Raw genomic sequence first — 21,624 nt, 5'->3', positions numbered from 1 at the left:
TTGCCCACCAGCTACAGAAACGCTGTTCTCCGGTCACAGAGGCGTGGATACAGTGCTGAGGTAGTCACGCAGTGAAGTCATCTCGGTGTACCGGAGTAACCCCGGTGGATCGACGGCGTAACACGGGGAGCTGCGCGTGCCAACTGCCATTGCCGTGACCAGTGCCGACATGGCGCTGCCGCCGCAGGACGAGCGGACCCTGCCCGCTGTCGTCCTCCAGGACCTGGACGAACAGCCGCTCGAGCAGGCGCTGGCCGCGGTGCAGAGCCTGATCGACCAGCACGGGCATCTGATCGTGGTGTGCTCGCAGGCGGTCTCCCGTGGGGTCGACAGACGTCTGCACACCATCCGCTCCCTGCTGGAGAGCGACCGTATCGCCTTGTTCTGTCCGGATCTGCCCCCACTCGGACTGGCAGTCCTGGCACGCCAGTTGAGGCAGCTGGCCTCCTGCGACCTCAGTCCGGGCGTCCTGGCCTCCGCCGGCCGCCTGCTCACCCACTACATCCACTCCGGCGCGCTGCTCGGCTCCGTCGCCCGGCTCGACCGCGTCCCCGTGGGTCTGAAGTCGCACGCCAAGTCGTGGGTACCGGGCAGCCAGTTCGGCGTTCTGGCGCACCCCGAGCCGCAGCTGGTGAAGATCGCTCCCGGCGCCGGGCTGAGCGGCCCGGAGTTCGGCACGTGGATGCTGGTGGCCAAGGGGCAGCTGCAGTCCGACTGGGTCACTGCAACCCTCGCGCAGTCCTGGAGCGTCCAGGGACTGAAGGAAGCGCCGCTGCCGGCCGAGTCACCGATCTGGTGGGGTACGGGCAAGCTGATCGAGTTCGCCGCCTACCTCCCCGACCTGTCCGTGCTGTACCAGCTGGTCACGTCGGTGCGGCAGGGCGTCTGCCACTGGTGCGGCATCGACGTCATCGGCGACCGCTGCGTCTTCTGCTCCGCCACACCACCGCTCCTGGAGAACCAAATCACCGCCGGGTGAGTCCTGAACCTCCAGACGCACCGCTCGCACGATTCCATTCCGCTCGACCGATATCCCCAATGAGGTTGTACGGTTCATGAACTCCCGTCAGCGCCGCGGCGTGCTACTCCTGCTCCTGTCGGTCGTCTGCGCCCTCGGCGCGTTCGCCGGCGTCCTGTCCGTCATCAGCGACGTGAAGTCGAAGGTCGGTCCGGAGGTCACGGCCTACCGGGTCAAGACCAACGTGGCGCCCTACACCCAGTTGAACACGGGGCAGTTCGAGAAGATCCAGATGCCCAAGCGCTGGCTGTCGGACAACGCGATCACCAATCTGCGCGAGATACAGGGCAAGATCGCGGTCACCACGCTCCAGGCGGGATCCCTGCTGCAGAGCGACATGATCGTGAACCAGCCCGCCCTGCAGCCCGGGCAGCAGGAGGTCGCCATCATGATCGATGCGGCGACCGGTGTCGCCGGCAAGATCACGCCGGGCTCCACCGTCAACGTGTACGCCACCTTCGCGGGCGAACGGGAGGGTGACCCCGCTCAGTCCAAGATCATCGTAACGAACGCCAAGGTCCTCGACGTCGGCAAGATCACCGCGCTCGATCCCACCGAGAGCAACAAGAACCAGCAGCCCACCGACGCCGTCCCGATCACCTTCGCCCTCTCCACGCTCGACGCCCAGCGCATCACCTACGCGGAGTCGTTCGCCCAGCGGGTCCGGCTCGCCCTGGTGGCGCCCGGCAGCGACACCACGGTCCCCGACCGGGACCGGACGTACCAGCTCGCGAAGGACAAGTGAGAGGCCATGCCCACGAGGATCCTCCCGGCCGTCGGTGACGTGGACGCGGTCCGGTCCATCACGACACTGCTCAGCCAACTGCCCGACGCCGAACCGGTGTCCCCGGTCGCCGACTCGACACAGCTCATCGACACCCTCGCGCGGCTCGCCGCCGAGTCGATCGACGAGCTGCCCGAGGTCGTGGTCGTGCACGAGCGGATCGGCCCGGTCCCGGCCCTGGAGCTGATCCGCGAAGTCGCCCTGCGCTTCCCCGCGGTGGGAGTCATCCTCGTCACCTCGGACGCGGGCCCAGGGCTGTTCCAGGCCGCGATGGACTACGGCGCGCGCGGACTGGTCGCCCTCCCCTTGAGCTACGAGGAGCTGGCCAGCCGCGTCCAGGCCGTCGCGCAGTGGTCGGTGGGCGTACGGCGCCACCTGGGCTCCGGCGGCGACGTGTTCACCGGTGTCGGCGGCACCGTCGTCACGGTGTGCGGGGCGAAGGGCGGCGTGGGAGCGACGCTCACCTCGATCCAACTGGCCCTGGCCGCACAGGCGTCGGGGCGCAGCACCGTGCTGGTGGACATGGACCTCCAGGCCGGCGACGTGGCCTCCTATCTCGACGTGCAGTTCCGCCGCTCGGTGGTGGACCTGGCGGCGATCACGGACATCTCCCCGCGGGTGCTGGCGGACGCGGTCTTCCGACACGACACGGGCGTCGCCCTGCTGCTCGCGCCCGGTGAGGGCGAACGCGGCGAGGAAGTGACGGACCGGGCCGTACGGCAGATCGTCAGCGCACTGCGCTCCCGCTACGAGGTCGTGGTCGTCGACTGCGGTGCGCAGCTCAGCGGCGCGGGAGCGGCCGCGGTGGAGATGGCGGACACGGCCCTGCTGATCACCACGCCGGACGTGGTCGCCGTGCGTGGCGCCAAGCGGACGGTGCGGATGTGGGACCGGCTGCAGATCCGCAAGGCGGAGGAGACGACGGTGGTCGTCAACCGGCACACGCGCGGCACGGAGATCCAGCCGCCGCTGATCCAGAAGATCACGGGCACGGCGGTCGCCGCGACAGCGATCCCGGCGAACTTCAAGGAACTCCAGGGGGCGGTGGACGCGGGCCGCGTCCACGAACTGGACAGCAAGGGCCTGGTGAAGCAGGCGCTGTGGGCGCTGGCGGGGGAGCTGGGACTGGTGAAGGTGACGGAAGGGGCCCAGAGGAGCGGACGGTTGCGAGGCGGCGACCGGGGTTCGGTGAGTTTCCGCCGGCGCAAGGAGTGAGGGGCATGGGGGAGCGCATGCGTACGTCGTGGAGAGGCGGAGACCGGGGCCAGGTCACCATCGAGTTCCTGGGCATGACGCCGACGATCATCGTCACGCTGGTGGTGCTGTGGCAGCTCGTACTGGTGGGGTACGCGTTCACGCTTGCGGGGAATGCTGCGGACGAGGCGGTTCGGGCGGGGACGGCGGCCCAGTACGACCGTGACGGGAAGTGCCGGCAGGCGGGGCTGGACAAGCTGTCGGGCGCGTGGAGGGAGGGCACCACGGCGGGCTGCAACGGGTTCGGCACCGGCTACATCACCTCGGACGTCAGCATCAAGGTCCCCGTCCTGTTCCCCGGCGCCATCAACTTCCCGTTCACCGTGAAGGGCCACGCGGGCGCCGTCGAGGAGGCGACGAACTGAGATGTCGTACGGGAGGAAATGCCGCGACCGCGGTCAAGTCGCCCTTGAATACCTGGGGTTCCTGCCGATCCTGCTGCTTGTCGCGATGGCGGCGGTGCAGCTCGGCATCATCGCCTACGTCGCCCAGCAGGCGGGCACGGCCGCACGCGCCGGGGCGCGCAGCGCCTCGCTACAGCAGGGCTCGGAGCAGGCCTGCCGCAACGCCGTCAGCAGCTGGGTCGACGTCAGGAGCTGCCCGGCCTCGACCGGCGGCGACGAGGTCACCGTCACCGCCACCGTCCACATCCCGTCCATCTTCCCCGGCTACGACGGTTTTGGAGACGCCCACAAGAAAGCCACCATGCCGCTCGACCACTGAGGCACTGCGAGGAACACCATGAGCCTGCGGGCACGTATCAACTCCCCCGAGGAGAACGGCAGCAAGGGCGAGGACGGCCACATGGTCGCCTCGTACCGGGCCAAGCTCCTGGAGGAGATCGACCTCGCGGAGATGAGCGCGCTGGCCGCCGCCGAGCGCCGCGCCCGGCTCGAGCGGGTGCTCGGCCACATCATCAGCCGCGAGGGGCCGGTGCTGTCCACGGTCGAGCGCTCGCAGCTGATCCGCCGTGTGGTGGACGAGGCGCTCGGCCTCGGCATCCTCGAACCGCTCCTCGAGGACGCGTCCATCACGGAGATCATGGTCAACGGCCCCGACGCGATCTTCGTCGAGCGCGGCGGCAGGGTCGAGCAGCTCCCGCTCCGCTTCCCCTCCCACGACCAGCTGATGCAGACCATCGAGCGGATCGTCTCGACGGTCAACCGCCGTGTGGACGAGTCGAATCCGATGGTCGACGCGCGCCTGCCGTCCGGCGAGCGCGTGAACGTGATCATCCCGCCGCTGTCGCTCACGGGCGCCACCCTCACCATCCGCCGCTTCCCGCGCTCCTTCACGCTCCAGGAGATGATCGGCTTCGGCTCGCTGGACGAGCACATGCTGTATCTGCTGGCGGGCCTGGTGCAGGCCAAGTTCAACGTCATCGTCTCGGGCGCGACCGGCACCGGAAAGACGACCCTTCTCAACGCCCTCTCCGGGATCATCCCGGACGGCGAACGCATCATCACCATCGAGGACTCCGCCGAACTCCAGCTCCAGCAGGCGCATGTGATCCGCCTGGAGTCCCGCCCGCCGAACGTCGAGGGCAATGGCCAGGTCACCATCCGCGACCTGGTCCGCAACTCGCTGCGTATGCGCCCGGACCGGATCGTCGTCGGTGAGGTCCGTGGCGGCGAGTCCCTCGACATGCTCCAGGCGATGTCGACGGGCCACGACGGCTCCCTGGCCACCGTGCACGCCAACAGCGCGGAGGACGCGCTGATGCGGCTGAAGACCCTGGCGTCGATGTCCGAGGTCGAGATCCCCTTCGAGGCGCTGCACGACCAGATCAACAGCGCGATCGACGTGATCATCCAGCTCACGCGCTTCGCCGACGGCGCCCGCCGCATCACCGAGGTCGCACTGCTCGACAGCCACGGCAGCGAGCCGTACCGGCTGGCGACGGTGGCCCGGTTCAACGCCCAGCCGATGGCCTCCGACGGCCGTATCTACGGCGCCTTCGAATACTTCCCGCTCCCACGCCGCACCGCGGACCGCCTCTACATGGCGAGCCAGCCCGTCCCCCAGGCCTTCGGCGTGGCCCAGTCCGCAGGCCAACTGGCGACAAGAGAAGCGAAATAGGATGGATCTGCATACCCTCGTCACGCTCACCACCGGCATCACCCTGCTGACCTGCGTCCTGGCGGTCGTGGGTCTGCACGCCTACGCCATGGGCAAGGCCCAGCGCCAGGAACTCGTCGACCGGCTGTCGGCCACCGGCCAGATCCCCGTCGGCGGCAAGCGGCGCCGCTTCCGCAACCTGGACCGCCGGCTGCGCCGTACGAAGCTGGGCAAGAAGCTGGAGCTACGGCTGTCGGCGACCGGCCTGGACATCACGCCGGGCGAGTTCTTCGTCTACATGCTGGCGACGGTGGCGGGACTGTGGCTGATCGGACAGGCGACCCTGGCCCCGTTCTTCGGACCGCTGGCCGGACTGCTCGGCATCTGGGTGGCACTGCAGTTCCTCAACTGGCAGCGGCAGAAGCGGATCGAGAAGTTCATCAACCAACTGCCCGAACTGGCCCGCATCCTCGCGAACGCGACGCAGGCGGGACTGGCGCTGCGTACGGCGATCGGGATGGCGGCGGAGGAGCTGGAGGCGCCGGCCGGTGAGGAACTGGGCAAGGTGGCCAACCAGTTGGCGGTCGGCGCGTCGATGGACGACGCGCTGGGCGAGCTGGCGGACCGGCTGCCCTCGCGTGAACTGGTCGTCCTCGTGACCACGCTGGTGCTCTCGAACCGCGCGGGCGGCCAGGTGGTCAGCGCCCTGCGCAACCTCACGGAGACGCTGGAGGAACGCAAGGAGACCCGGCGCGAGGTCCGCACCCAGCTGTCCCAGGTGAACATGACGTCGTACGCCGTCCCCGTCCTGGGCGTGGGCTCGTTGTTCCTGATGAACGGCGTCAAGAGCGGCGCCCTCGACCGGATGACAGGATCCCCGCTCGGCCAGGGCGCGGTGATCATCTCGTTCTCGCTCTACGCGGTCGGGTTCATCCTCATCCGCCGTATGTCCCGTATCGACGTCTGAGACGTCCGAGAAGCCTGGAGGGAGGACGACCGTGGGACTTCTGCTGGCACTGGTGATGGGCCTCAGCATCTGGGGCATCTTCGCGGGCATCCGCATGTACCGCGCGGACGCGCGACTGCCCGGCGACCTCGCGCTGGCCCTGGAGGTCGGCTCCACCCGCACCGGCGCGGTCGACTCGCTCGTCGACCGCCTCGGCATGCGGTACGCACCGGCTGTGCTGCGGCTGATGGGCCCCAAGATGGTGGCCAGGTACCGCCGCAAGATCGACCTCGCGGGCAACCCGGGAGGCCTGACCATCGACCGCTACGCGGCCCGCCGCGCCGTCTACGGCATCCTCGGCGGCGTCGGCGGCCTGGTGTTCCTGATGAAGGGCAACTTCATCGTGGCCGCCATCCTGTTCGCGTTCGGCGCGTTCTGGACGGAGGTCGGCATCTGGGCGGCGATCCGGGTCCGCAAGGACGTCATCGAGCGCACGCTGCCGGACTTCCTGGACGTGCTCGCGGTCGTGGTCAGCGCGGGCCTCGGCTTCCGCCAGGCCCTGGACCGGGTGGCGTCGAAGTACGAGGGCCCGTGGGCGGACGAACTCCGCATCACCCTGCGGCAGATGGACCTCGGCATGAGCCGCCGCCAGGCCTTCGCGGAACTGCGCCGCCGCAACGACTCCGAGCAGGTGGCCATGTTCGTCACCGCGCTTCAGCAGGGCGAGGAGCTCGGCGCGCCGATCGTCGACACCCTGGTGTCCCTGGCGAAGGACATGCGCCGCACGGACGCGCAGAACGCCCGTCGCAAGGCGGCCCGCGCGGTCCCCAAGGCCACCATGATGATCACCACCTTCATGGTCCCGGCCACCATGATCCTCCTCGGCGCCGGCCTGATCCTCGGCTCCGGCACCGACTTCGGCTCTCTCACGGGCAAGTAGGACGGGGTGACGACGGAGATGGCGACGACGACCGAACGCACGGGCCTGCTGCGACGGCGCCCAAAAACCCCGGAGATCACCACCCCACCAGCGGGCACGGTCCTCCCACCCCACGTCCGCACGGGCGCTCCCGACATCCCGGTGACGTCGGTGACACCGGCACTGCCGCCGGGTTGGGAGCCGGCGGGTGTGCGGCTGGCGGGGGTGCCGGCGCAGCCGGATCCGCGGGGGGTGGCGCCTGTGGCAGCGGCGGAGGCTGCTGTGGCGGGAAGACTGCCGGCGGTCGCCGACGGAGGTCAGCCCCATCAGCCGGCCGAAGCCCGGGTGCCCGCCCAACCTCCCGCACCCGGTAACGCGACCATTCCCATCCAGGTCAACGCCCTCCAGGCAATGTGCCGCCAGGTTTTCGGCTTCCGCCTGGCCATGATCGCCCTGGCCGCCCCCGCCGCTCTGGTCAACGCCTCCCCAGGCCTGGCCACCCGCCTCGTAGGCGCAGCGGTCGTAGTCACCTTCATGGGTTCCTACGTCCTCTTCAGGGACTGGGAACGCTTCGGCCCGCTCCTCCTGCGCCACCCGACACTCCTCGCGGTGGACACCCTCTTCGGCTCCCTGCTCCTGATCTCGGCGGGCCCGGGCACCACCCTGGCCTACGTCAGCGTCTGCACGCCGCTCCTGGCCGGCATCGTCTACGGCTGGCGCGGCGCCGCGGCGTTCGCCTCCCTCCAGTCCGTGATCCTCTTCCTGGTCTACGCGGCCTCGAAGGACCTGCACGCCGCCCCCGCGGAGTCCCTGCTCCTGCCCGGCCTCTGTGTGATCGCGGGCGCGGTCGGCTCGACGCTGCGCAACCTCATGCTCCGCTTCGGCGCCGCGACCCAGGCCCTGACCACCGTCCAGGCCCGCCTCGCGGTCACGGAGGCGGTCAGCGCCGAACGGGCGCGCCTGGCCCGGGAGATGCACGACTCGGTGGCCAAGACCCTGCACGGCGTGGCGCTTGCCGCGGACGGTCTTGCCGGGTCCGCGGGCGCCCCCCACATGGACGCGAAACTCGTCAAGCAACAGGCCGAACTGGTCGCCCGCTCGGCCCGCAGGGCAGCGGCCGAGTCCCGTGAACTCCTGGCCGACCTGCGCCGCGAGTCGGACCCTGAGCATGCCACGGACGTGCTCGTCGAACTGGCCGCCCGCACCCGGGACTTCAGCACCCGCACCTGTCTCCCGGCGGCGTACCGGCCCACCGGCGAGCATGCCGTCCCGCCCGTGCCACCGGCCGTGGCACGCCAGCTGCTCACGATCGCCTCGGAAGCGATGGAGAACGCCCACCGCCATGCCGGCCCGACGCGTGTGGACGTCAGCGCGGGCGTCCACGGAGACCTGCTCCGCATCAGCGTGTACGACGACGGCCGCGGTCTGCCCTCCGGCACGACCCTTGAACAACTGCGCCGCGGAGGCCACTTCGGCCTGGTCGGCATGGTCGAGCGTGCCGCGTCGGTCGGCGCCCGCATCCGTATCGGCCGCGGTGGCCACCCCAAGGGCACGGAGGTCCGACTGGAACTCCCGCTGGCGGCCCTGACGGCGGCGCCGTCGCCCTCACCCGCATGAGCACGCCGTATCCGTCCCCCCACGAACCCTTTCAGAGGAGAGGAGGCCACCTCCCCATGCCGGACCCGACGAGTCCCCGTCCCGGCTCCCAGGAGCCGCCGCCCAAGAGCCCGTTCGAAGCGTTCCCCCCACCCCCTCCGCTCAAGGTCGTGGTGGCGGACGACAATCCGGTGGTCCGCGCGGGCCTCACGGCCCTGCTCTCCGGTCGCTCCGACATCACGGTCGCGGCGGAGGCGGCAGACGGCCGCCAGGCGTACGAAGCCGCCCTTCAGCACCGCCCCGACGTGGTCCTCCTGGACGTCCGCATGCCGGGCGTGGACGGCATCTCGGCACTCCCGTACCTCGTGCACATCGCCCCGGTCGTGATGCTCACGTACAGCAGGGAGTCGGAGATCGTCCAGGAGGCCCTGCGCCGAGGCGCCGGCGGCTACCTGGTGCACGGCGAGTTCACGGCCGACCAACTGGTCGCGGCGATAAGGGACATCAAGGAAGGCCGGGCCCACTTCACGCCGACGGCAGCGGGAGCGCTGCTGGCGCAACTACGCCAGGGCCAGAGCCCCGCCGGCGGCATGCCCCTCCCCGAGGGACTGGGCCAGGCCGATGCGACTGCATACGAGAATGCATCGGCGAGGGCTCCGTATCTCCACGCCGAAATCACCTCTCCACCAGGCTACTTCGACACGTATCCGCCATCTGCTCCCGGTGTTCCTGCGGAAAACCTTTCGCAACTGCAACCAGATGTGGGACAGTCGTCGTCTGGATGGTCGAGTGGCCGCCCGGCCGCTCCGGACAGGTCACGGTTCCAACTGAGCACGAGGGAGGCGGAGATCATGGACCACATCGCGTCCGGCATGAACAACCAGCAGATCGCCGCCACCTGCTTCATCAGCGAGAAGACGGTCAAGAACCACATCAACCGCATCTTCGCCAAACTCCACAGCACCAGCCGCTCGGAAGCAGCCGCCAAGTGGCTCGGCACGGCGCCCGGTTCGGGCCGAGGGGTGGGGTGACCTGGGGTGACGGTACGGGGGATCGTGAAGCAGGGCCCGCAGGCCCATGCCGTCGGCATGCCGTCCCAAAGCATCGACTGGGCCTCTCTTTGGGCCCTTGATTGGGCCCTGGGACCCTCTGGTGGGCGGGGTGTTCCGCCGTACGTTTCTCGTGTCGAAAGCGGCACCGGCAAGGAGGAAGCCGGTTACGCGAAAGGCACAGAGACGCAGGAGTCGGCCGGTCCACGGCCGGCCGAACCCGGAGGGGAACACCATGAGCGACCTGATGCTGAAGACCGCCGTTGCGACCAAGGTTCGTGTGAACGGCTGGAAGAACACGACGGTCGAGGCAGTGCAGCGCCGCGCCGGCGACAAGGGGCAGACGGCGGTCGAGTACCTGGGCATCATCGCGGTGGTCGTGGCGATCGTCCTGGCGATCACGGGCACCAACCTCGGTCAGACGATTCTCGGCAAGATTCAGGCGCAGATCGCCAAGGTCGCTCCTTGATGCGACCTCGCCGGTACGGCGATGCAGGGCAGGCCTTCCCCATCTACATCACGGTGGTGGGGGGCCTGCTCTTCCTTGCGTTCGCCTACTTCGCGGTCGGCCAGGCCGCGGCGAATCGGAACGGTGCCCAGACGGCCGCCGACGCGGCGGCACTCGCGGCGGCTCAGGAGACCAGGGACGACCTTGCCGGGTTGTGGGTGAAGAACGTACTCGACCCGACCAAGTGGCAGGGCATCTTCAACGGCAACGAGGCGCAGCTCAACGGCTGCTGGCGTGCGTTCCAACTGGCGTCGCAGAACGACGCGCCGGTGGACATGGCCGCCGGGGGCTGTCAGCCAGTCCCGTTGCCCTTGAGCTACACGGTGTACGTGAAAGCCGACAAGCCCGTCGGCGAGTCCATCGTCCCTGGCACGGAGACCCGCTACGCCCATGCACACGCCACTGCGGTGATCGAACCTCTCTGTACGTTCCAGCTGCCGGCGGCGAATGCCGGTGCCGACGTGCTGCCGCGGCTGTCCTGCAAGGACAGGGACTGGGATCTGGACCCGAAGCACCTCACCGATCTGCCCGGACCCGAAGACCTCTTCGACGTCCATCTGGCCGACTGACAGGCGAACGACGAGTGGAGAAGGAAACAGAGTCATGAGCATTCGGTTCACTACGAAGGCCCGTAGGGGGATGGTCGCGATGACCGTTGCGGCCGGACTGGCCCTCGGGGTGGCCGGCTGCGGCGGCGGGGGAGGTGACGACAAAAAGCCCGACACATCGGCGTCGGCCTCCAAGAACGGTGGATCCAAACCGAGTTCGCAGGAAGGGAAGTCGGAGACTCCTCTTGCCGAGCTGAAGGGCACGGACGGCCTGCTTCTCCAAATCACCTCCGCCGAAAGGGATTCGGGCGGATTCGTCACGGTGAACGGGGTGGTGAAGAACGACGGCGCCAAGTCGGTCGTCATCCCGCCCCAGACCAGCGGTGACGAGACCGAGGTGATCGCGCACGGTCCTTCGCTCGGTGGCGCCACGCTCGTCGACTCCCAGGGCAAGAAGCGGTACTACGTGCTGCGCGACACGGAGGGCCGCCCGCTCACCACGACCGGCCTCGGGAACCTCGAGGCGGGCCAGACGCTTCCGGTCTTCATGCAGTTCCCCGCGCCGCCGGCGAGCACGTCCGAGGTCGATCTCCAGGTACCGACGTTCTCCAGCGGCTCGATCAAGATCTCCGGGTGAGGCCGGCCATGAACCGTTCCTACACCCGCAAGGCGCCGCCGCGCCTTGCCCTCGCTCTCACGGCCGCCTCCGTCATGGTCGCCGCGAATCTCTACGGCGCGGTGACGGCCCACGCCGACGAAAGCCCGAGCGCCCCGCCGGGCACCGAGGCCTCCGCCTCCGCTCCCGTCAAGGTCGATCCCAACGACCCTGACCTGAAGCTCCCGGAGGGCGCGACTCTGGCCTCTCCGAAAGTCCTGGACATCAAGTCCGTCGTAGAGGACCAGAGCGGTGACGAACGCCGCGAAGACACCAACACCGACGTCACGTTCGCCCTCCAGGCCGAGGTCCTCTTCGGCAAGGACAGCGCGAAGCTGAGCGGCGAGGCGAAGTCCCGCATCGCGACGATCGCCGACGAGGTCAAGAACCAGAAGGCGACCAAGGTCCGCGTCTTCGGCTTCACCGACAACCTCGGCTCCTCCGCCCACGGCGACGTCCTCTCCAGGCAACGCGCCAACGCCGTCCAGGACGTCCTGGACCAGCAACTCAACGACCCGAACATCACCTTCGAGGTACGCGGCTACGGCGAGCAGTACCCCATCGCCGACAACTCCACGGAGGCGGGCCGCAAGAAGAACAGGCGGGTGGAGGTCACGTTCCCGCGGGGCGGGAGCTGATCCATCACTTGAGCGTTCCGGGCTCGCCCCACGTCAGCGCCGACGGGGGCGGGCCCGTCCATCGGCGGGTCGTACCGCCATCAAAAGAGTGACCTGTCCACGCCTAATGGCGGGCCCTGAGTTCGGCCGTTCTCAGCCGTCGGAAGACGGTGGGCGCCAGGACATGCCCCGATCGCTCGCAGTCGCCTTGGCGCTCCTGCACACGCTTTTGGTGTTCACAGTGCTCGGCGGCCTGGGGCTCCTCTTAACAGCGGCGTCGCTGGACGCGGTGGACGGCAGGCTGCTCGCGCAGGTGGTGTACGCGGCCTCGCCCGGCGTGGTCGGCTGCTGGCTGGCCCGCCGTACTTGGAAAGGTGGAGCCAGAACCTGGGGCGGTCTGGGCAAGGACCCGGTCAGGGCAGGTGGTGACCAGCTATGGGCCGTCGGGGCCGCGCGGGGAGAGTGGAGCCGAGATCTACAAAGGATCGCCCGAGGATCCGGGTAAGCCGATCACGCCGGAGATGATCACCGGAGGGAAAATTCCCACGCCCAACGGTGGTTTTCCTGGCCCCCGCGGGGTCGGTGGCGGCAGATGGGGGCGGGGAAACGATCGCCGGTACGGATGTGCGTGCGCTGTCATGTGACCACCGAAACCCCGGTCGCGGTGTGCGTGGTGCACCAGAACTCGGGGCCGGGTTTCACCGTGTATGCCTGCGCGACGTGCGCCACGCAGTTTCCGCCATCGGATACGCAGGACATGACTGCTCACGTCGAACGTGAACGGTGAAGGCGTACGGCGCGGTGGACGCAGGGGCGCTGTCGGCGGAGTGCGCCCCTGCGCAGCGGCCTGGGTACGAGTTGGTGCACGGCGCATGCCGCCAACTGCGGAACGTAGCACTGCCATACAGCACGCGCCTGCTGCTGATGCACCGCTGCGGCTGCCCTTGCCACCGCCCAGCCGGCGACGGGAAGCGGGGTGAGTTCCGGAAGCAGGAGACCGCTGCCCAGATGCTGACCCTGGAACAGATCAGGGCACGGGCCGACCGTACCCGTGCCCTGCTCGCCGAGCGGTTCGGGCATTACGTGACGGACGAGGAGTTCGCGGCGATGCGCCGCAGGATGAGAGAGGCCAGTGCTTCGCGCCGGGACCGGTCAGAGGATGCGGAGTCACCCGGTTGACCTCATGGCGGACTTGGGGCGGCGCAGATGCTCACCGGCCCCTGCGTCAACGTCTTGGTGGCTTCGGTTGCCGAGACCGACCTCATGACGCCGTTGAGGGCATCAAGGTACTCGGTCCGCGCTCGATGTCCTCGGTCATGGCGAGCCGAGTCCTCGCCGTTTCCGTCACGGCCAACCGCGGCCGACAGTTCGCTGGCTGCTGCGTGGATTTCGCTGGAGCAGAGAGCTGCAGCGATCACGCGAGATTCTCCTGGAGTTGCGAAGCGCAGCACTGACAGGCAGGTCCGCCTCGCAGGGTCGTGCACCCTGGCCGACGGCTGTGCAGTCGATCACTCGACGCAGCGCAGGTGATCACATGGTGTGCAGGGCGTTCACGCTCAATTCGATTCAAATCATGGCCAGCTGACTTGATCTTGGCCGGGTCCCGGCTGGTGTCCGCATGTGCCCCACGGATAGCGTTGGTTCGCTTGAGCTAACCCCCACCTCAACGGGAGTCCCAAAGTGAACCGCCCCGCCCGGCTTGCGACGGCCGTGCTCACCGCTTCCGCGGCCCTGCTGTTGACCGCCTGCGGCTCGGGGGGAGGTGACGGCTCGTCCTCGGACAAGATCAAGGGGGCGGACACGGGCAGATCGAGTTCCCCGTCGCCTTCCGTCTCCGCCTCTGCCGGGAAGAATGCACCGAACTTCGCCTTGCCGTCGGACATCAAGGTGACCGTCGAGCGGCAGCCGACCGGGGACGCGACGAAAGACGCGATTCTGCGGGACTTGGCCTACTCGGCTCAGTCCAACCTCGAAGCATTCGCCAAGGGCAACGGCCGGACCGTCAACATGAATCGCTACTTCGCGGTGCCCGCCCTCACCTACTGGGGGAATCGTGTCGCGAAGGTCAAGAAGGACGGCCTCACCATCACGGGTGACTATCGGTTCTACGACTTTGAGGTCACAGACGTCGCGAACAACAAGTCGGCGGCCGGCCGCTACTGCGAAGACCAGCGCAAGGCGTACGGCAAGGAGATCAAGACGGGCAAGGAGCTGCGCACCAAGCCGAGTGACAAGGACTTCATCCTGAACACGTTCCAGGTAGCGAAAGATACTCGCGGCGACTGGCAGGTGGTGCAGCAGAGCTGGAAGAAGGCGGACCCGTCGTGCGTGCAGGGATGAGGGGAATGCATACCCGTCGGGTCCTCGAAGCACTCGCGGTCACAAGCCTTGTCGCTGCGCTGGGCACGGGATTCCCGGCCTATGCGGGTGACCCCAAGTTCGACGGCGATGGGGGGACCACACAAACCGGGCAGACCGGCACTTCCTCGGGTGCCGGGTCGGGCGCCGACTCCGCCAACGGGACCATCGGCGCCCACATCGTCATCAACCAGAAGAAGCCCGGCTCGTCCACCCCCACCGCGACCGCCACCTCCTCGAACGCAGACTGGAAGCCCCCGGTTTGCTGGTACGAACCGATGTACACGTCGAAGGAGTACGAGGAGTTCATCAAGTCCTCGTACAGGGGTGCGCTGGAACCTGCGGCGAGTTACGCCAAGAAGCGGGCCGACGAGGATTACCACAAGGGCGACAAGGGCCTGTGGTGGCAGGTGAAGTTCCGGAACGACGATTACAGCGAGGCCTGTCCAGTCACGACGGACAACTGGGAGATCTGGGTTCCTCCGGCCCAGCCGAAGCCGGAACCCCATCAACTCACCCCGGAAATCCTCTCCGAACTCGCTTACAACTCGACCAAGTTGCCTACCCCACCCATTGAGCTCAGCCCGCGCGCAGACCGGCTCATCGTCAATCTCGGCACACAGGTCAAGCTCAAGAGCGACTTCGACCGGGTCTGGACGACGGCCAGCATCAACTACAAGGGCGTCCAGATGGCGGCCACCACGGTCGCGACGCCCGTCGCCCTCAAGGTCGAGGCCGGCACTGCTGACGCCGACCCGCAAACCTGCTCGTACGACCTGGTCAAGGCGAAGAGCGGCTACACCGTCGACAGCAGCGACGCGGCCTGCAATATCACCTACCGCCGCTCGTCCGGCACTGGCATCTACCCGTTCAAGGCGTCGATCACCTGGAAGGTGACCTGGACCGACTCCGCCGATCCCGACGGAGCACCCCAGCAACCGGTCCTGCCCGACGGCCTGTCCACGTACACCCAGGACGTGACGGTGAAGGAGATCCAGGCCGTCAATCGCTGACGCGGTCACGGAGTTTGGGCACCCTCCCTGCTGAGGTGGCTGGCGGGTGGAGGTGTATCAGAAGCGGAAGGCCAGGATTAATCAACTCCTGGCCACCGCAGGGGGAGAGGGAAGAAGCGCGTGGCGGAACGGCTGGCCGTTGATCACGATGAGCTTGCGCATTTCATGAAGTTGCTGAAGAAGTCGAGCAGTTCGTTGAAAGGACTGCGCAAGGCGCTGAGTGATGCCACCGTCAGAGGGCTTGGCACGGATGATCTGGATTCCGCGTGTGAGAGCTTTCAGGAGGACTGGAAGTATGGCACCGGGCAGATCGGCGAGCAGACCGAGGAGCTTGCGGACATCATCGGGAAGAGCAGGGACAGTTACAAAGAGGTGGACAAGGCCCTGGAGGAAGCCCTGAAGAACGCCAACGACGGCAAGGGGGGAGGCTCAAAGTGACTTACACTCCTGGGCTCGAGCAGCCGGACGGACTTCTCGACTCGCGGGCTCGCGCGGACCTCGACAAGCCTCAAGGGTTGAAGTCGCATCCTGGTGTCTCGCATCACGAATATCCGAACCTGGGATTCAATCCTGCTCCGGGCAGCACCGACGCCGTCCACGACCTGTATGTCAAGCTCGCGAACTGTGCCAAGGTCCTGGAGGATTCCCACAGTTTGGTGACCAAGCTGCTGGACGGCAGCTATTGGAAGGGCGACGCGGCCGTAGCCTTCCGGGAGCAGCTCGATGGCGGCCCATTGCCGCTCAACCTGAAGAACGCCGCGCATTCCATCCGCAAGGCTGCCCGGCAACTCGATCGTTGGGAAGGTGAACTCGATGAGTTTCAGCGCCGAGCCAAGCGACTGGAACGGGACGCAAAAGACGCACAGGACGTACTGAACGCGGCGAGAGGTCGTGCGAGCAAGGCGAAGAATAGCCCTGATCTGGACAAGAAGGGTTCACGTCACGACGATGCACACAAGGCCTTGACCCACGCAAACACGGCTGTGGAGGAAGCGCAGGCCAAGCTCGATAAAATCATCGGCCAGGCGAAGAAGCTTGCCGAAGAACACGAAGAAAGGGCTCGATACCGGGCGCGCAAGATCAGTGATGCAACCCAGAAACTAGCACCGCACGAGCCGGGGTTCTTCGATGAAGCCCTCGACTGGATCACCGACAATCTGCCCGACATCCTCAGCTGGACAGCTGCTGCAATCGGCATTGTGGCTCTCTTCGTGGCCACTGGTGGGACCGCGGCGGCAGTGCTGCTGCTATCTGCTGCCGTATTGAGTGCGGCCGCTGTCGGTACCAGGCTGACAATGAAGCCGGAGGTTTGGGCATCGATCAAGGATGGCTTCACCAAAGGCGAGCTCGACTCCGACTTCTGGAGCAATATGATCGGCTTGACAGCGGACTCCCTCGGAGTGCTGCCGGGCATCGGGGCCGTGATGAAAGGTGCGCCCGCCGCGCTTCGGGGCGCAGGGGCAGCCGGCGAAGCGTTGACTCTGGGTGAGCGTTTGTCGGCGGCAGGGGGCAAGACGATGGAGGCCGCCAAAGCCTTCACCGACCTCAACAATCCGTTCACCGAATGGGTTGTTGTCAAGGCTCCCAAACTGGCCCCGGCAGTCAAGTTCGCCGAAGCCAGTGCCCCTTGGGCTGGGTTCTCCACGGCGACGTACGGGTTGTCCGCCAGCCTCGTAGACGCATTGGACAACGACACCGTCGGCAATGTCGCCACGTCCGCCGACGGCATGTTCCTAGGGCCGATCGATGTCGCTGAGACCACTGACTTGGTCCGACGCCTCTTCCAGTAGCAGGATCACCCCACTATCCCTGCCATCCATACATCGGACAAGGAAGCGTGCCCCATGCGGTCTTCAGATCTCCCCACAGCCTGGAACCACGAACCCACCCGTTCTGCCTGGGTGAGGCACATGACGATGAACGTGCTCGGGCAGATCGCGTGGACTGCTGCGTACCCAGGCCTGTTCTATGTGATGGTGGTGTACACATCTCAGGCGTTCGTATTCGTCTTTCTGCCGTTCATCCTGTACTCCCTGTACCGGTTCTTTGTTCAGCTAACCTATTTTCCTGGCGCTTTCCGAATGCGGCGCGTCCTGCAGGAATATCCTTGGCAGCTCCTCGAAGGGGTCCCCAGTGGACTCGGTAAGCATCCGGAAGCTCGGGACGACGGAATGTGGTTCGAGTTCCCGAACCCCACTAATTCCGGGGAGAAGATTCCCCTGGTGTTCATCAAGCATCAGCGTTCTTACTGGTGGTTGAAGCGCCTTGACGGCCCCCGTACGAAGCCTCACCGTAGACGGCAGATCGAACCCCTGTGGTTCGCGGGCGATCCGCGCTTCCTGGCCGTTGTAGCCGCCTCCGATCGCAATGGCGAAAGGCCAAGGCGATTCCACTTGCTCTTTCAGCGTCCGGTCTTCGACCGCCGCTGTGTCCCTGAGAACTGGGGCGCAGGAGTTGCTGACATAGAACGTGCCCGTCGCGCCGGCGCCCAGAATCTCGACAGTACTCCTCAGCCTCGCGCATAACGAAGGGCGTGAGCCACCGAACATGACCACACCTCCACCGAATCTGGTCATTCATCCGAGCGTCACAGAACCGGGCGACGGCATCTGGTTCGTGACTCCCGCAGGCTTCACAACCCTGCCTCTTGAAGCTCTTATTGAGCCGCCGACGTCCCCTGACGCCGAGAAGCTACGCGAGGCCCTCGCTCCCGTCCTCGCCGCTGCACCGGACGAACAGTCCCGCCAGAGCTTCATGGCGAACCTCGCAGATGCCCAACGAATGGTGCACGTCCTGCGCGTGGCGGGCACGGTCCACTGTTCTCTCGGACTGCACTGCGATGACACGGGTGATGGTGACGGTGGCGTGTTGCTCTCCTTGTTCACCGTCGGGTGGGTGGCCACGGCGTGGGCGCCGCGAGGGGTCAACGCTGCCCGGGCTATTGCGACGGACCGGGGTCACACGAACATCGAGTACGCCGAACTCGCGTGTGGCCCTGCCACGTTCAGCGAGACAGTCCGCACCCCAACGGCCGAATCAGGCCTGCCTCGTCAGCCGCTGCTTCAGATTTATGCCAACCTTCCACACCCGGACGGTGACCGCTTGGCCGTTCTGACGCTCAGCACGGCGGCCGTGGCCCACCGTGAGCAGTATCGAGACATCCTCAGGCAAGTCGCAGACATGGTTAGCTTCGAGGATCCGTTTTCCCCTGGCGCGGATGAACAGGAACGAGGAAAGAAGGGAGAACGCCTATAACCATGACTTCTCCACAACTTCCCTGGGCCTCGCAGCCAGCGATCAACCACTCGCCCACCGGCCGGGCGATACGGCGCCGAATCATCCGTCAGATGATTCTCCTCTTCGCGGTCTGGCCCGCGCTCGTCCTCATCCCCCTGCTACGAGCAGCTGGTGGCGATGACCGGTTCATCTCCATGACCGTCAGGATTGTCGTCCTCGTGCCGATCTTGGTGCCCCTCAATGTCTGGGCACTTGTGACGGCCCTGCGCATGCACCGCGCGATGAGTACACATTCCTGGCGCCTGGTGGAGTGCGAGGTCGTGAGCTCGGCCTCGCACGGGTGGCGGCTCAAGGACTACGAGTCTTCATCGGGACGGGAGGCCCGCGTTCCGGCCGTCCTGCGAATCCGTGGCCACGGCACCGTGCTGACGGCCACTCCCTTCAAGCGATACGTGAGCCCGCAGCTCCCTCATTTGTGGTGTGCAGGACCTCCTGGGGTCGGTGCGGTGGTTTCCGAGCCAGGTGGCGCACGACCCTTCCGGGTGACGCGGTACAAGGGGCCCATTGCCGCCTCTAGGCCCGCACCGGGCACTGACGAACGAGTGCAGGTTCCAAAGCGGCCGTAGCCGACCAGTGGTCGCAGGATGTTCGGGATGCAGGAAAGAAGTGGTCCGAGGGGCATCACTGGGACGCCCTCACCGCATGGGCGGCGCCACCGTGAACTCGGGCGGCAAGATCCTCGACGACGGACGACGGACGACGGACGACGGCCTCCCGCCCCTCCTCCGCGAACTCGTCCGGCAGGGCTGGTTCGGCGACCTCCTCCACTGGCGCGCCGGCGACCGCGTCATCGCCGCGAGCGTCGGCCACGAGGACAAGGAGGAGCCGGTGGTCCTGTTCGCTGCCGTCGCTGCGTCGCTGCCGTGACCGACTCCACCGGCGGATTGCCGTAACCCTTCGGTCCTTTGGGCGTGGATTTGGGTCCACGGGCCCATCTCGGGCAGACCGCCTGTTCCTAACCTCGGCCGAGTAGTCAGTCGAGGGGGGGGCGGTCATGGCGTCGATCGGGGGAGTGCCGGAGTCCGGGGCCGTGTGGCCGGGAGGGCACGGCAGGCGCCGGGACATGCCCACGCCGCTCGCGTCCGCGCTGGTCCTCGCCCACGTCCTGTTCGGCATGACGATCGTCGGCGGCCTCGGCCTGCTGTTCACGGCGACGTCGGCCGGCGCCCTCGGCGGTGGCGTACTCGCGCTTCTCGTCTACGGGGCCGCCCCCGGCACCCTGGGCTGGTGGCTGGCCCGGCGGAGCTGGGAAGGCGGCTTCGGGGTCTGGCGCGGCCTGATCGCCGTACAGGTGTGGCTGATCCTGAGCGGCGCGGCCAACCTCGTCGCGGGATCGGCCCGCGGCGGGACGCAGCTCGTCCTGCCGATCCTCATCCTCTGCTTCCTGCTCCGCTCGGAGAGCCGTCGCTGGTACGACGTCCCCGGACTGGACCGCGCCGAGCGCCGTCCCTTCTCCCTGGCCCGCATGATCCGCTGGCGCCGGGACGAGGGACAGACCGCGATCGAGTACGCGGGTCTCGTCGCGATCGTCGCCGCGATCGTCACGGCACTGCTGGTCACCGGGCTCGGTACGCAGATCTCCGGCGGCATCCAGGCCCAGGTCTGCAAGGTCACCGGCATGGCCTGCCCGGCCCCGTCGGGCGGCGACACGGACGTCACTGCGGGGAATGGGAACGGGAACGGGGACGGCACGACCGACCCCGGCCAAAAGACCGCCGCTCCCGGAGCCCAGAAGCCGGCTGACAAGGCGGACAAGCCGGATGACAAGAAGGACGACAAGAAAGACGACAAGAAGGACGACGGCTGCTTCTCCGGCGTCGGCGCCTTCTTCGGCTGTGCCGGCAACCAGGTCAAGCAGGTCGGCCAGGGCCTCTTCGTCGACGGCGTCTGGGGCGACGTGACCGGGATCTACGACATGGTCCGGCACCCCCTCGACACGTTCAAGGGCCTCGGGGACTACGGCAAGCAGCTCGGCCACAACTGGGTGGAGAACTCCAAGGGCGCCGCCGACAAGTGGTCCAAGGGCGACTACCTGGGCGCGATCACCGACTGGGGCGGCGCGTCGCTGAAGACGGGCGGCACGGTCCTCTACGACATGTTCATCGGCAAGGACGTCGCCGACCAGTGGAACAGCGGCAACAAGACCCGTGCCGTCACGACCGTCGTCTGGAACATCGGCTCGCTCTTCATCCCGGGCTACGACGTCGGAAAGGTCGTGGAGAAGGTCGGCGTGCTCGGCAAACTCGGCAAGCTGGGCACGCTCGCGGAGAAGGCCGCCAAGGCGGCGGAGGACGCCAAGAAGGCGGCCAAGGCCGGTGACGTGGCCGGCGCGGAGAAGGCGGCCAAGGAGGCCGACGACGCCGCCGAGGAGGCGGAGAAGAAGGCCCGGCAGTCCGGCTGCACCATCTCCGCACCGAGCCGCCGTATCCCCTACGACGGCACCGCCCCCGCCGACGGGAACGCCTTCACCGGCTCCTCCGGCACCGGCACCACCGTCCTTGCCGCCGGCGGCTCCCCGTACCTCGTCCTCGCCGAGGACGGCTGCGACGAGGACGCCAAGAAGGAGGCCGAGGAGGCCCGCAAGCAGGCCGACGACGCCGACGGCGCGGCCGGCCGCATGACCAAGGAAGAGGCCGAGGCGGCCAAGAAGCCGACCGTCCGGCAGGGCGACCCGAAGAAGTTCAAGGACCACTTCCTGCGCCACAAGAAGCTGGTCGAGGACGCGCTCGGCACGAAGTACAAGAAGCTCAAGGAGGACGGGCCGCGGTTCCTCCAGGACATCGAGGCCAACATCAAGAACGGCACGTTCAAGCTGGTCGGCAAGGGCACGCTGAAGAAGGGCGAGCCGGAGGGCCTCATCTACCGGGGCAACGGCGTGACCATCGTGCTGCGCGAGAACGGCGAGTTCTGGACCGCGCTGAAGTCGGGCGAGGGGCTGGACACCTCGATCGAAATCACCAAGAAGGCCGGGTGACCCGTGGTCCAATCGGAGCGACCGAGGCCG

At 67.3% G+C, this 21,624-nt stretch carries 23 protein-coding genes; all 23 read left to right on the top strand.

Going from position 1 to position 21,624, the window contains the following annotated elements; all coding sequences use genetic code 11:
- The first annotated feature begins 169 nt into the window (after positions 1–169).
- The 23 genes from ACGFYN_RS14265 to ACGFYN_RS14155 all read left to right on the top strand — a co-directional run bounded on the left by ACGFYN_RS14265 (position 170) and on the right by ACGFYN_RS14155 (position 21,594).
- Complete coding sequence (locus ACGFYN_RS14265) at positions 170–979, top strand: hypothetical protein (RefSeq protein ID WP_393866263.1); 810 nt, start codon at positions 170–172, stop codon at positions 977–979.
- Positions 980–1,055: 76 nt separating this feature from the next.
- Positions 1,056–1,763: a Flp pilus assembly protein CpaB gene (cpaB, locus tag ACGFYN_RS14260; RefSeq protein ID WP_393866100.1), complete on the top strand. Its 708-nt coding sequence runs from the start codon at positions 1,056–1,058 to the stop codon at positions 1,761–1,763.
- A 6-nt stretch (positions 1,764–1,769) separates the two neighbouring features.
- Positions 1,770–3,017, top strand: a complete 1,248-nt coding sequence (locus ACGFYN_RS14255) for a CpaE family protein (protein WP_393866099.1) — start codon at positions 1,770–1,772, stop codon at positions 3,015–3,017.
- Between the two features lie 5 nt (positions 3,018–3,022).
- Entirely contained in the window at positions 3,023–3,421 is a 399-nt protein-coding gene (locus tag ACGFYN_RS14250; RefSeq protein ID WP_393866098.1) for a pilus assembly protein, read from the top strand.
- A gap of 1 nt (position 3,422) precedes the next feature.
- Positions 3,423–3,779: a TadE/TadG family type IV pilus assembly protein gene (locus ACGFYN_RS14245; protein ID WP_393866097.1), complete on the top strand. Its 357-nt coding sequence runs from the start codon at positions 3,423–3,425 to the stop codon at positions 3,777–3,779.
- 18 nt (positions 3,780–3,797) lie between these two features.
- Positions 3,798–5,135, top strand: a complete 1,338-nt coding sequence (locus ACGFYN_RS14240; protein WP_393866096.1) for a CpaF family protein — start codon at positions 3,798–3,800, stop codon at positions 5,133–5,135.
- Position 5,136: 1 nt separating this feature from the next.
- Positions 5,137–6,081 (top strand): type II secretion system F family protein, encoded by a 945-nt coding sequence (locus ACGFYN_RS14235; protein ID WP_393866095.1) that lies wholly within the window; start codon positions 5,137–5,139, stop codon positions 6,079–6,081.
- 31 nt (positions 6,082–6,112) lie between these two features.
- A complete protein-coding gene (locus ACGFYN_RS14230) occupies positions 6,113–7,000 on the top strand; it encodes a DUF5936 domain-containing protein (RefSeq protein WP_393866094.1) in 888 nt (295 codons plus the stop codon).
- 6 nt (positions 7,001–7,006) lie between these two features.
- Positions 7,007–8,596: a sensor histidine kinase gene (locus ACGFYN_RS14225; protein WP_393866093.1), complete on the top strand. Its 1,590-nt coding sequence runs from the start codon at positions 7,007–7,009 to the stop codon at positions 8,594–8,596.
- A gap of 56 nt (positions 8,597–8,652) precedes the next feature.
- Positions 8,653–9,606 (top strand): response regulator, encoded by a 954-nt coding sequence (locus ACGFYN_RS14220; RefSeq protein ID WP_393866092.1) that lies wholly within the window; start codon positions 8,653–8,655, stop codon positions 9,604–9,606.
- 253 nt (positions 9,607–9,859) lie between these two features.
- Positions 9,860–10,093 carry a hypothetical protein gene (locus ACGFYN_RS14215; protein WP_384250892.1) on the top strand — a complete coding sequence of 78 codons (234 nt, stop codon included), beginning with the start codon at positions 9,860–9,862 and terminating at the stop codon, positions 10,091–10,093.
- Entirely contained in the window at positions 10,093–10,701 is a 609-nt protein-coding gene (locus ACGFYN_RS14210; protein ID WP_393866091.1) for a pilus assembly protein TadG-related protein, read from the top strand. Before ACGFYN_RS14215 ends, ACGFYN_RS14210 begins: the two co-directional genes overlap by 1 nt.
- 34 nt (positions 10,702–10,735) lie before the next feature.
- The gene (locus tag ACGFYN_RS14205; RefSeq protein ID WP_393866090.1) at positions 10,736–11,317 is read left to right on the top strand and encodes a hypothetical protein; all 582 of its coding nucleotides are present in this window, start codon (positions 10,736–10,738) and stop codon (positions 11,315–11,317) included.
- Positions 11,318–11,325: 8 nt separating this feature from the next.
- On the top strand, positions 11,326–11,973 hold the full coding sequence (locus tag ACGFYN_RS14200) for an OmpA family protein (RefSeq protein WP_393866089.1): 648 nt from the start codon (positions 11,326–11,328) through the stop codon (positions 11,971–11,973).
- Between the two features lie 987 nt (positions 11,974–12,960).
- The gene (locus ACGFYN_RS14195) at positions 12,961–13,131 is read left to right on the top strand and encodes a hypothetical protein (protein ID WP_393866088.1); all 171 of its coding nucleotides are present in this window, start codon (positions 12,961–12,963) and stop codon (positions 13,129–13,131) included.
- Positions 13,132–13,632: 501 nt separating this feature from the next.
- A complete protein-coding gene (locus ACGFYN_RS14190; protein WP_393866087.1) occupies positions 13,633–14,292 on the top strand; it encodes a hypothetical protein in 660 nt (219 codons plus the stop codon).
- A gap of 5 nt (positions 14,293–14,297) precedes the next feature.
- Positions 14,298–15,323: a hypothetical protein gene (locus ACGFYN_RS14185; RefSeq protein ID WP_393866086.1), complete on the top strand. Its 1,026-nt coding sequence runs from the start codon at positions 14,298–14,300 to the stop codon at positions 15,321–15,323.
- 120 nt (positions 15,324–15,443) lie between these two features.
- Positions 15,444–15,761: a hypothetical protein gene (locus ACGFYN_RS14180; RefSeq protein ID WP_393866085.1), complete on the top strand. Its 318-nt coding sequence runs from the start codon at positions 15,444–15,446 to the stop codon at positions 15,759–15,761.
- The gene (locus ACGFYN_RS14175; RefSeq protein ID WP_393866084.1) at positions 15,758–17,113 is read left to right on the top strand and encodes a putative T7SS-secreted protein; all 1,356 of its coding nucleotides are present in this window, start codon (positions 15,758–15,760) and stop codon (positions 17,111–17,113) included. Before ACGFYN_RS14180 ends, ACGFYN_RS14175 begins: the two co-directional genes overlap by 4 nt.
- A 120-nt stretch (positions 17,114–17,233) precedes the next feature.
- Positions 17,234–17,848: a hypothetical protein gene (locus ACGFYN_RS14170; RefSeq protein ID WP_393866083.1), complete on the top strand. Its 615-nt coding sequence runs from the start codon at positions 17,234–17,236 to the stop codon at positions 17,846–17,848.
- Positions 17,849–17,870: 22 nt separating this feature from the next.
- A complete protein-coding gene (locus ACGFYN_RS14165) occupies positions 17,871–18,578 on the top strand; it encodes a hypothetical protein (protein WP_393866082.1) in 708 nt (235 codons plus the stop codon).
- Positions 18,579–19,262: 684 nt separating this feature from the next.
- Positions 19,263–19,487 carry a hypothetical protein gene (locus tag ACGFYN_RS14160; RefSeq protein ID WP_393866081.1) on the top strand — a complete coding sequence of 75 codons (225 nt, stop codon included), beginning with the start codon at positions 19,263–19,265 and terminating at the stop codon, positions 19,485–19,487.
- 196 nt (positions 19,488–19,683) lie between these two features.
- Entirely contained in the window at positions 19,684–21,594 is a 1,911-nt protein-coding gene (locus ACGFYN_RS14155; RefSeq protein WP_393866080.1) for a hypothetical protein, read from the top strand.
- The last annotated feature ends 30 nt before the right edge of the window (positions 21,595–21,624 follow it).

The sequence above is a fragment of the Streptomyces sp. NPDC048419 genome (assembly GCF_043200415.1).
Classification (GTDB): domain Bacteria; phylum Actinomycetota; class Actinomycetes; order Streptomycetales; family Streptomycetaceae; genus Streptomyces.
The sequence above is the reverse complement of the archived record's forward strand: the minus strand, read 5'-3'. Positions and strand labels throughout refer to the sequence as shown.

Excerpts from the sequence above, each read along its gene's own strand:
- ACGFYN_RS14265 (WP_393866263.1), top strand. The coding sequence starts at position 170 with ATGGCGCTGCCGCCGCAGGACGAGCGGACCCTGCCCGCTGTCGTCCTC.
- cpaB (WP_393866100.1), top strand. The coding sequence starts at position 1,056 with ATGAACTCCCGTCAGCGCCGCGGCGTGCTACTCCTGCTCCTGTCGGTC.
- ACGFYN_RS14255 (WP_393866099.1), top strand. The coding sequence starts at position 1,770 with ATGCCCACGAGGATCCTCCCGGCCGTCGGTGACGTGGACGCGGTCCGG.
- ACGFYN_RS14250 (WP_393866098.1), top strand. The coding sequence starts at position 3,023 with ATGGGGGAGCGCATGCGTACGTCGTGGAGAGGCGGAGACCGGGGCCAG.
- ACGFYN_RS14245 (WP_393866097.1), top strand. The coding sequence starts at position 3,423 with ATGTCGTACGGGAGGAAATGCCGCGACCGCGGTCAAGTCGCCCTTGAA.
- ACGFYN_RS14240 (WP_393866096.1), top strand. The coding sequence starts at position 3,798 with ATGAGCCTGCGGGCACGTATCAACTCCCCCGAGGAGAACGGCAGCAAG.
- ACGFYN_RS14235 (WP_393866095.1), top strand. The coding sequence starts at position 5,137 with ATGGATCTGCATACCCTCGTCACGCTCACCACCGGCATCACCCTGCTG.
- ACGFYN_RS14220 (WP_393866092.1), top strand. The coding sequence starts at position 8,653 with ATGCCGGACCCGACGAGTCCCCGTCCCGGCTCCCAGGAGCCGCCGCCC.
- ACGFYN_RS14215 (WP_384250892.1), top strand. The coding sequence starts at position 9,860 with ATGAGCGACCTGATGCTGAAGACCGCCGTTGCGACCAAGGTTCGTGTG.
- ACGFYN_RS14210 (WP_393866091.1), top strand. The coding sequence starts at position 10,093 with ATGCGACCTCGCCGGTACGGCGATGCAGGGCAGGCCTTCCCCATCTAC.
- ACGFYN_RS14205 (WP_393866090.1), top strand. The coding sequence starts at position 10,736 with ATGAGCATTCGGTTCACTACGAAGGCCCGTAGGGGGATGGTCGCGATG.
- ACGFYN_RS14200 (WP_393866089.1), top strand. The coding sequence starts at position 11,326 with ATGAACCGTTCCTACACCCGCAAGGCGCCGCCGCGCCTTGCCCTCGCT.
- ACGFYN_RS14195 (WP_393866088.1), top strand. The coding sequence starts at position 12,961 with ATGCTGACCCTGGAACAGATCAGGGCACGGGCCGACCGTACCCGTGCC.
- ACGFYN_RS14185 (WP_393866086.1), top strand. The coding sequence starts at position 14,298 with ATGCATACCCGTCGGGTCCTCGAAGCACTCGCGGTCACAAGCCTTGTC.
- ACGFYN_RS14170 (WP_393866083.1), top strand. The coding sequence starts at position 17,234 with ATGACGATGAACGTGCTCGGGCAGATCGCGTGGACTGCTGCGTACCCA.
- ACGFYN_RS14165 (WP_393866082.1), top strand. The coding sequence starts at position 17,871 with ATGACCACACCTCCACCGAATCTGGTCATTCATCCGAGCGTCACAGAA.
- ACGFYN_RS14160 (WP_393866081.1), top strand. The coding sequence starts at position 19,263 with ATGGGCGGCGCCACCGTGAACTCGGGCGGCAAGATCCTCGACGACGGA.
- ACGFYN_RS14155 (WP_393866080.1), top strand. The coding sequence starts at position 19,684 with ATGCCCACGCCGCTCGCGTCCGCGCTGGTCCTCGCCCACGTCCTGTTC.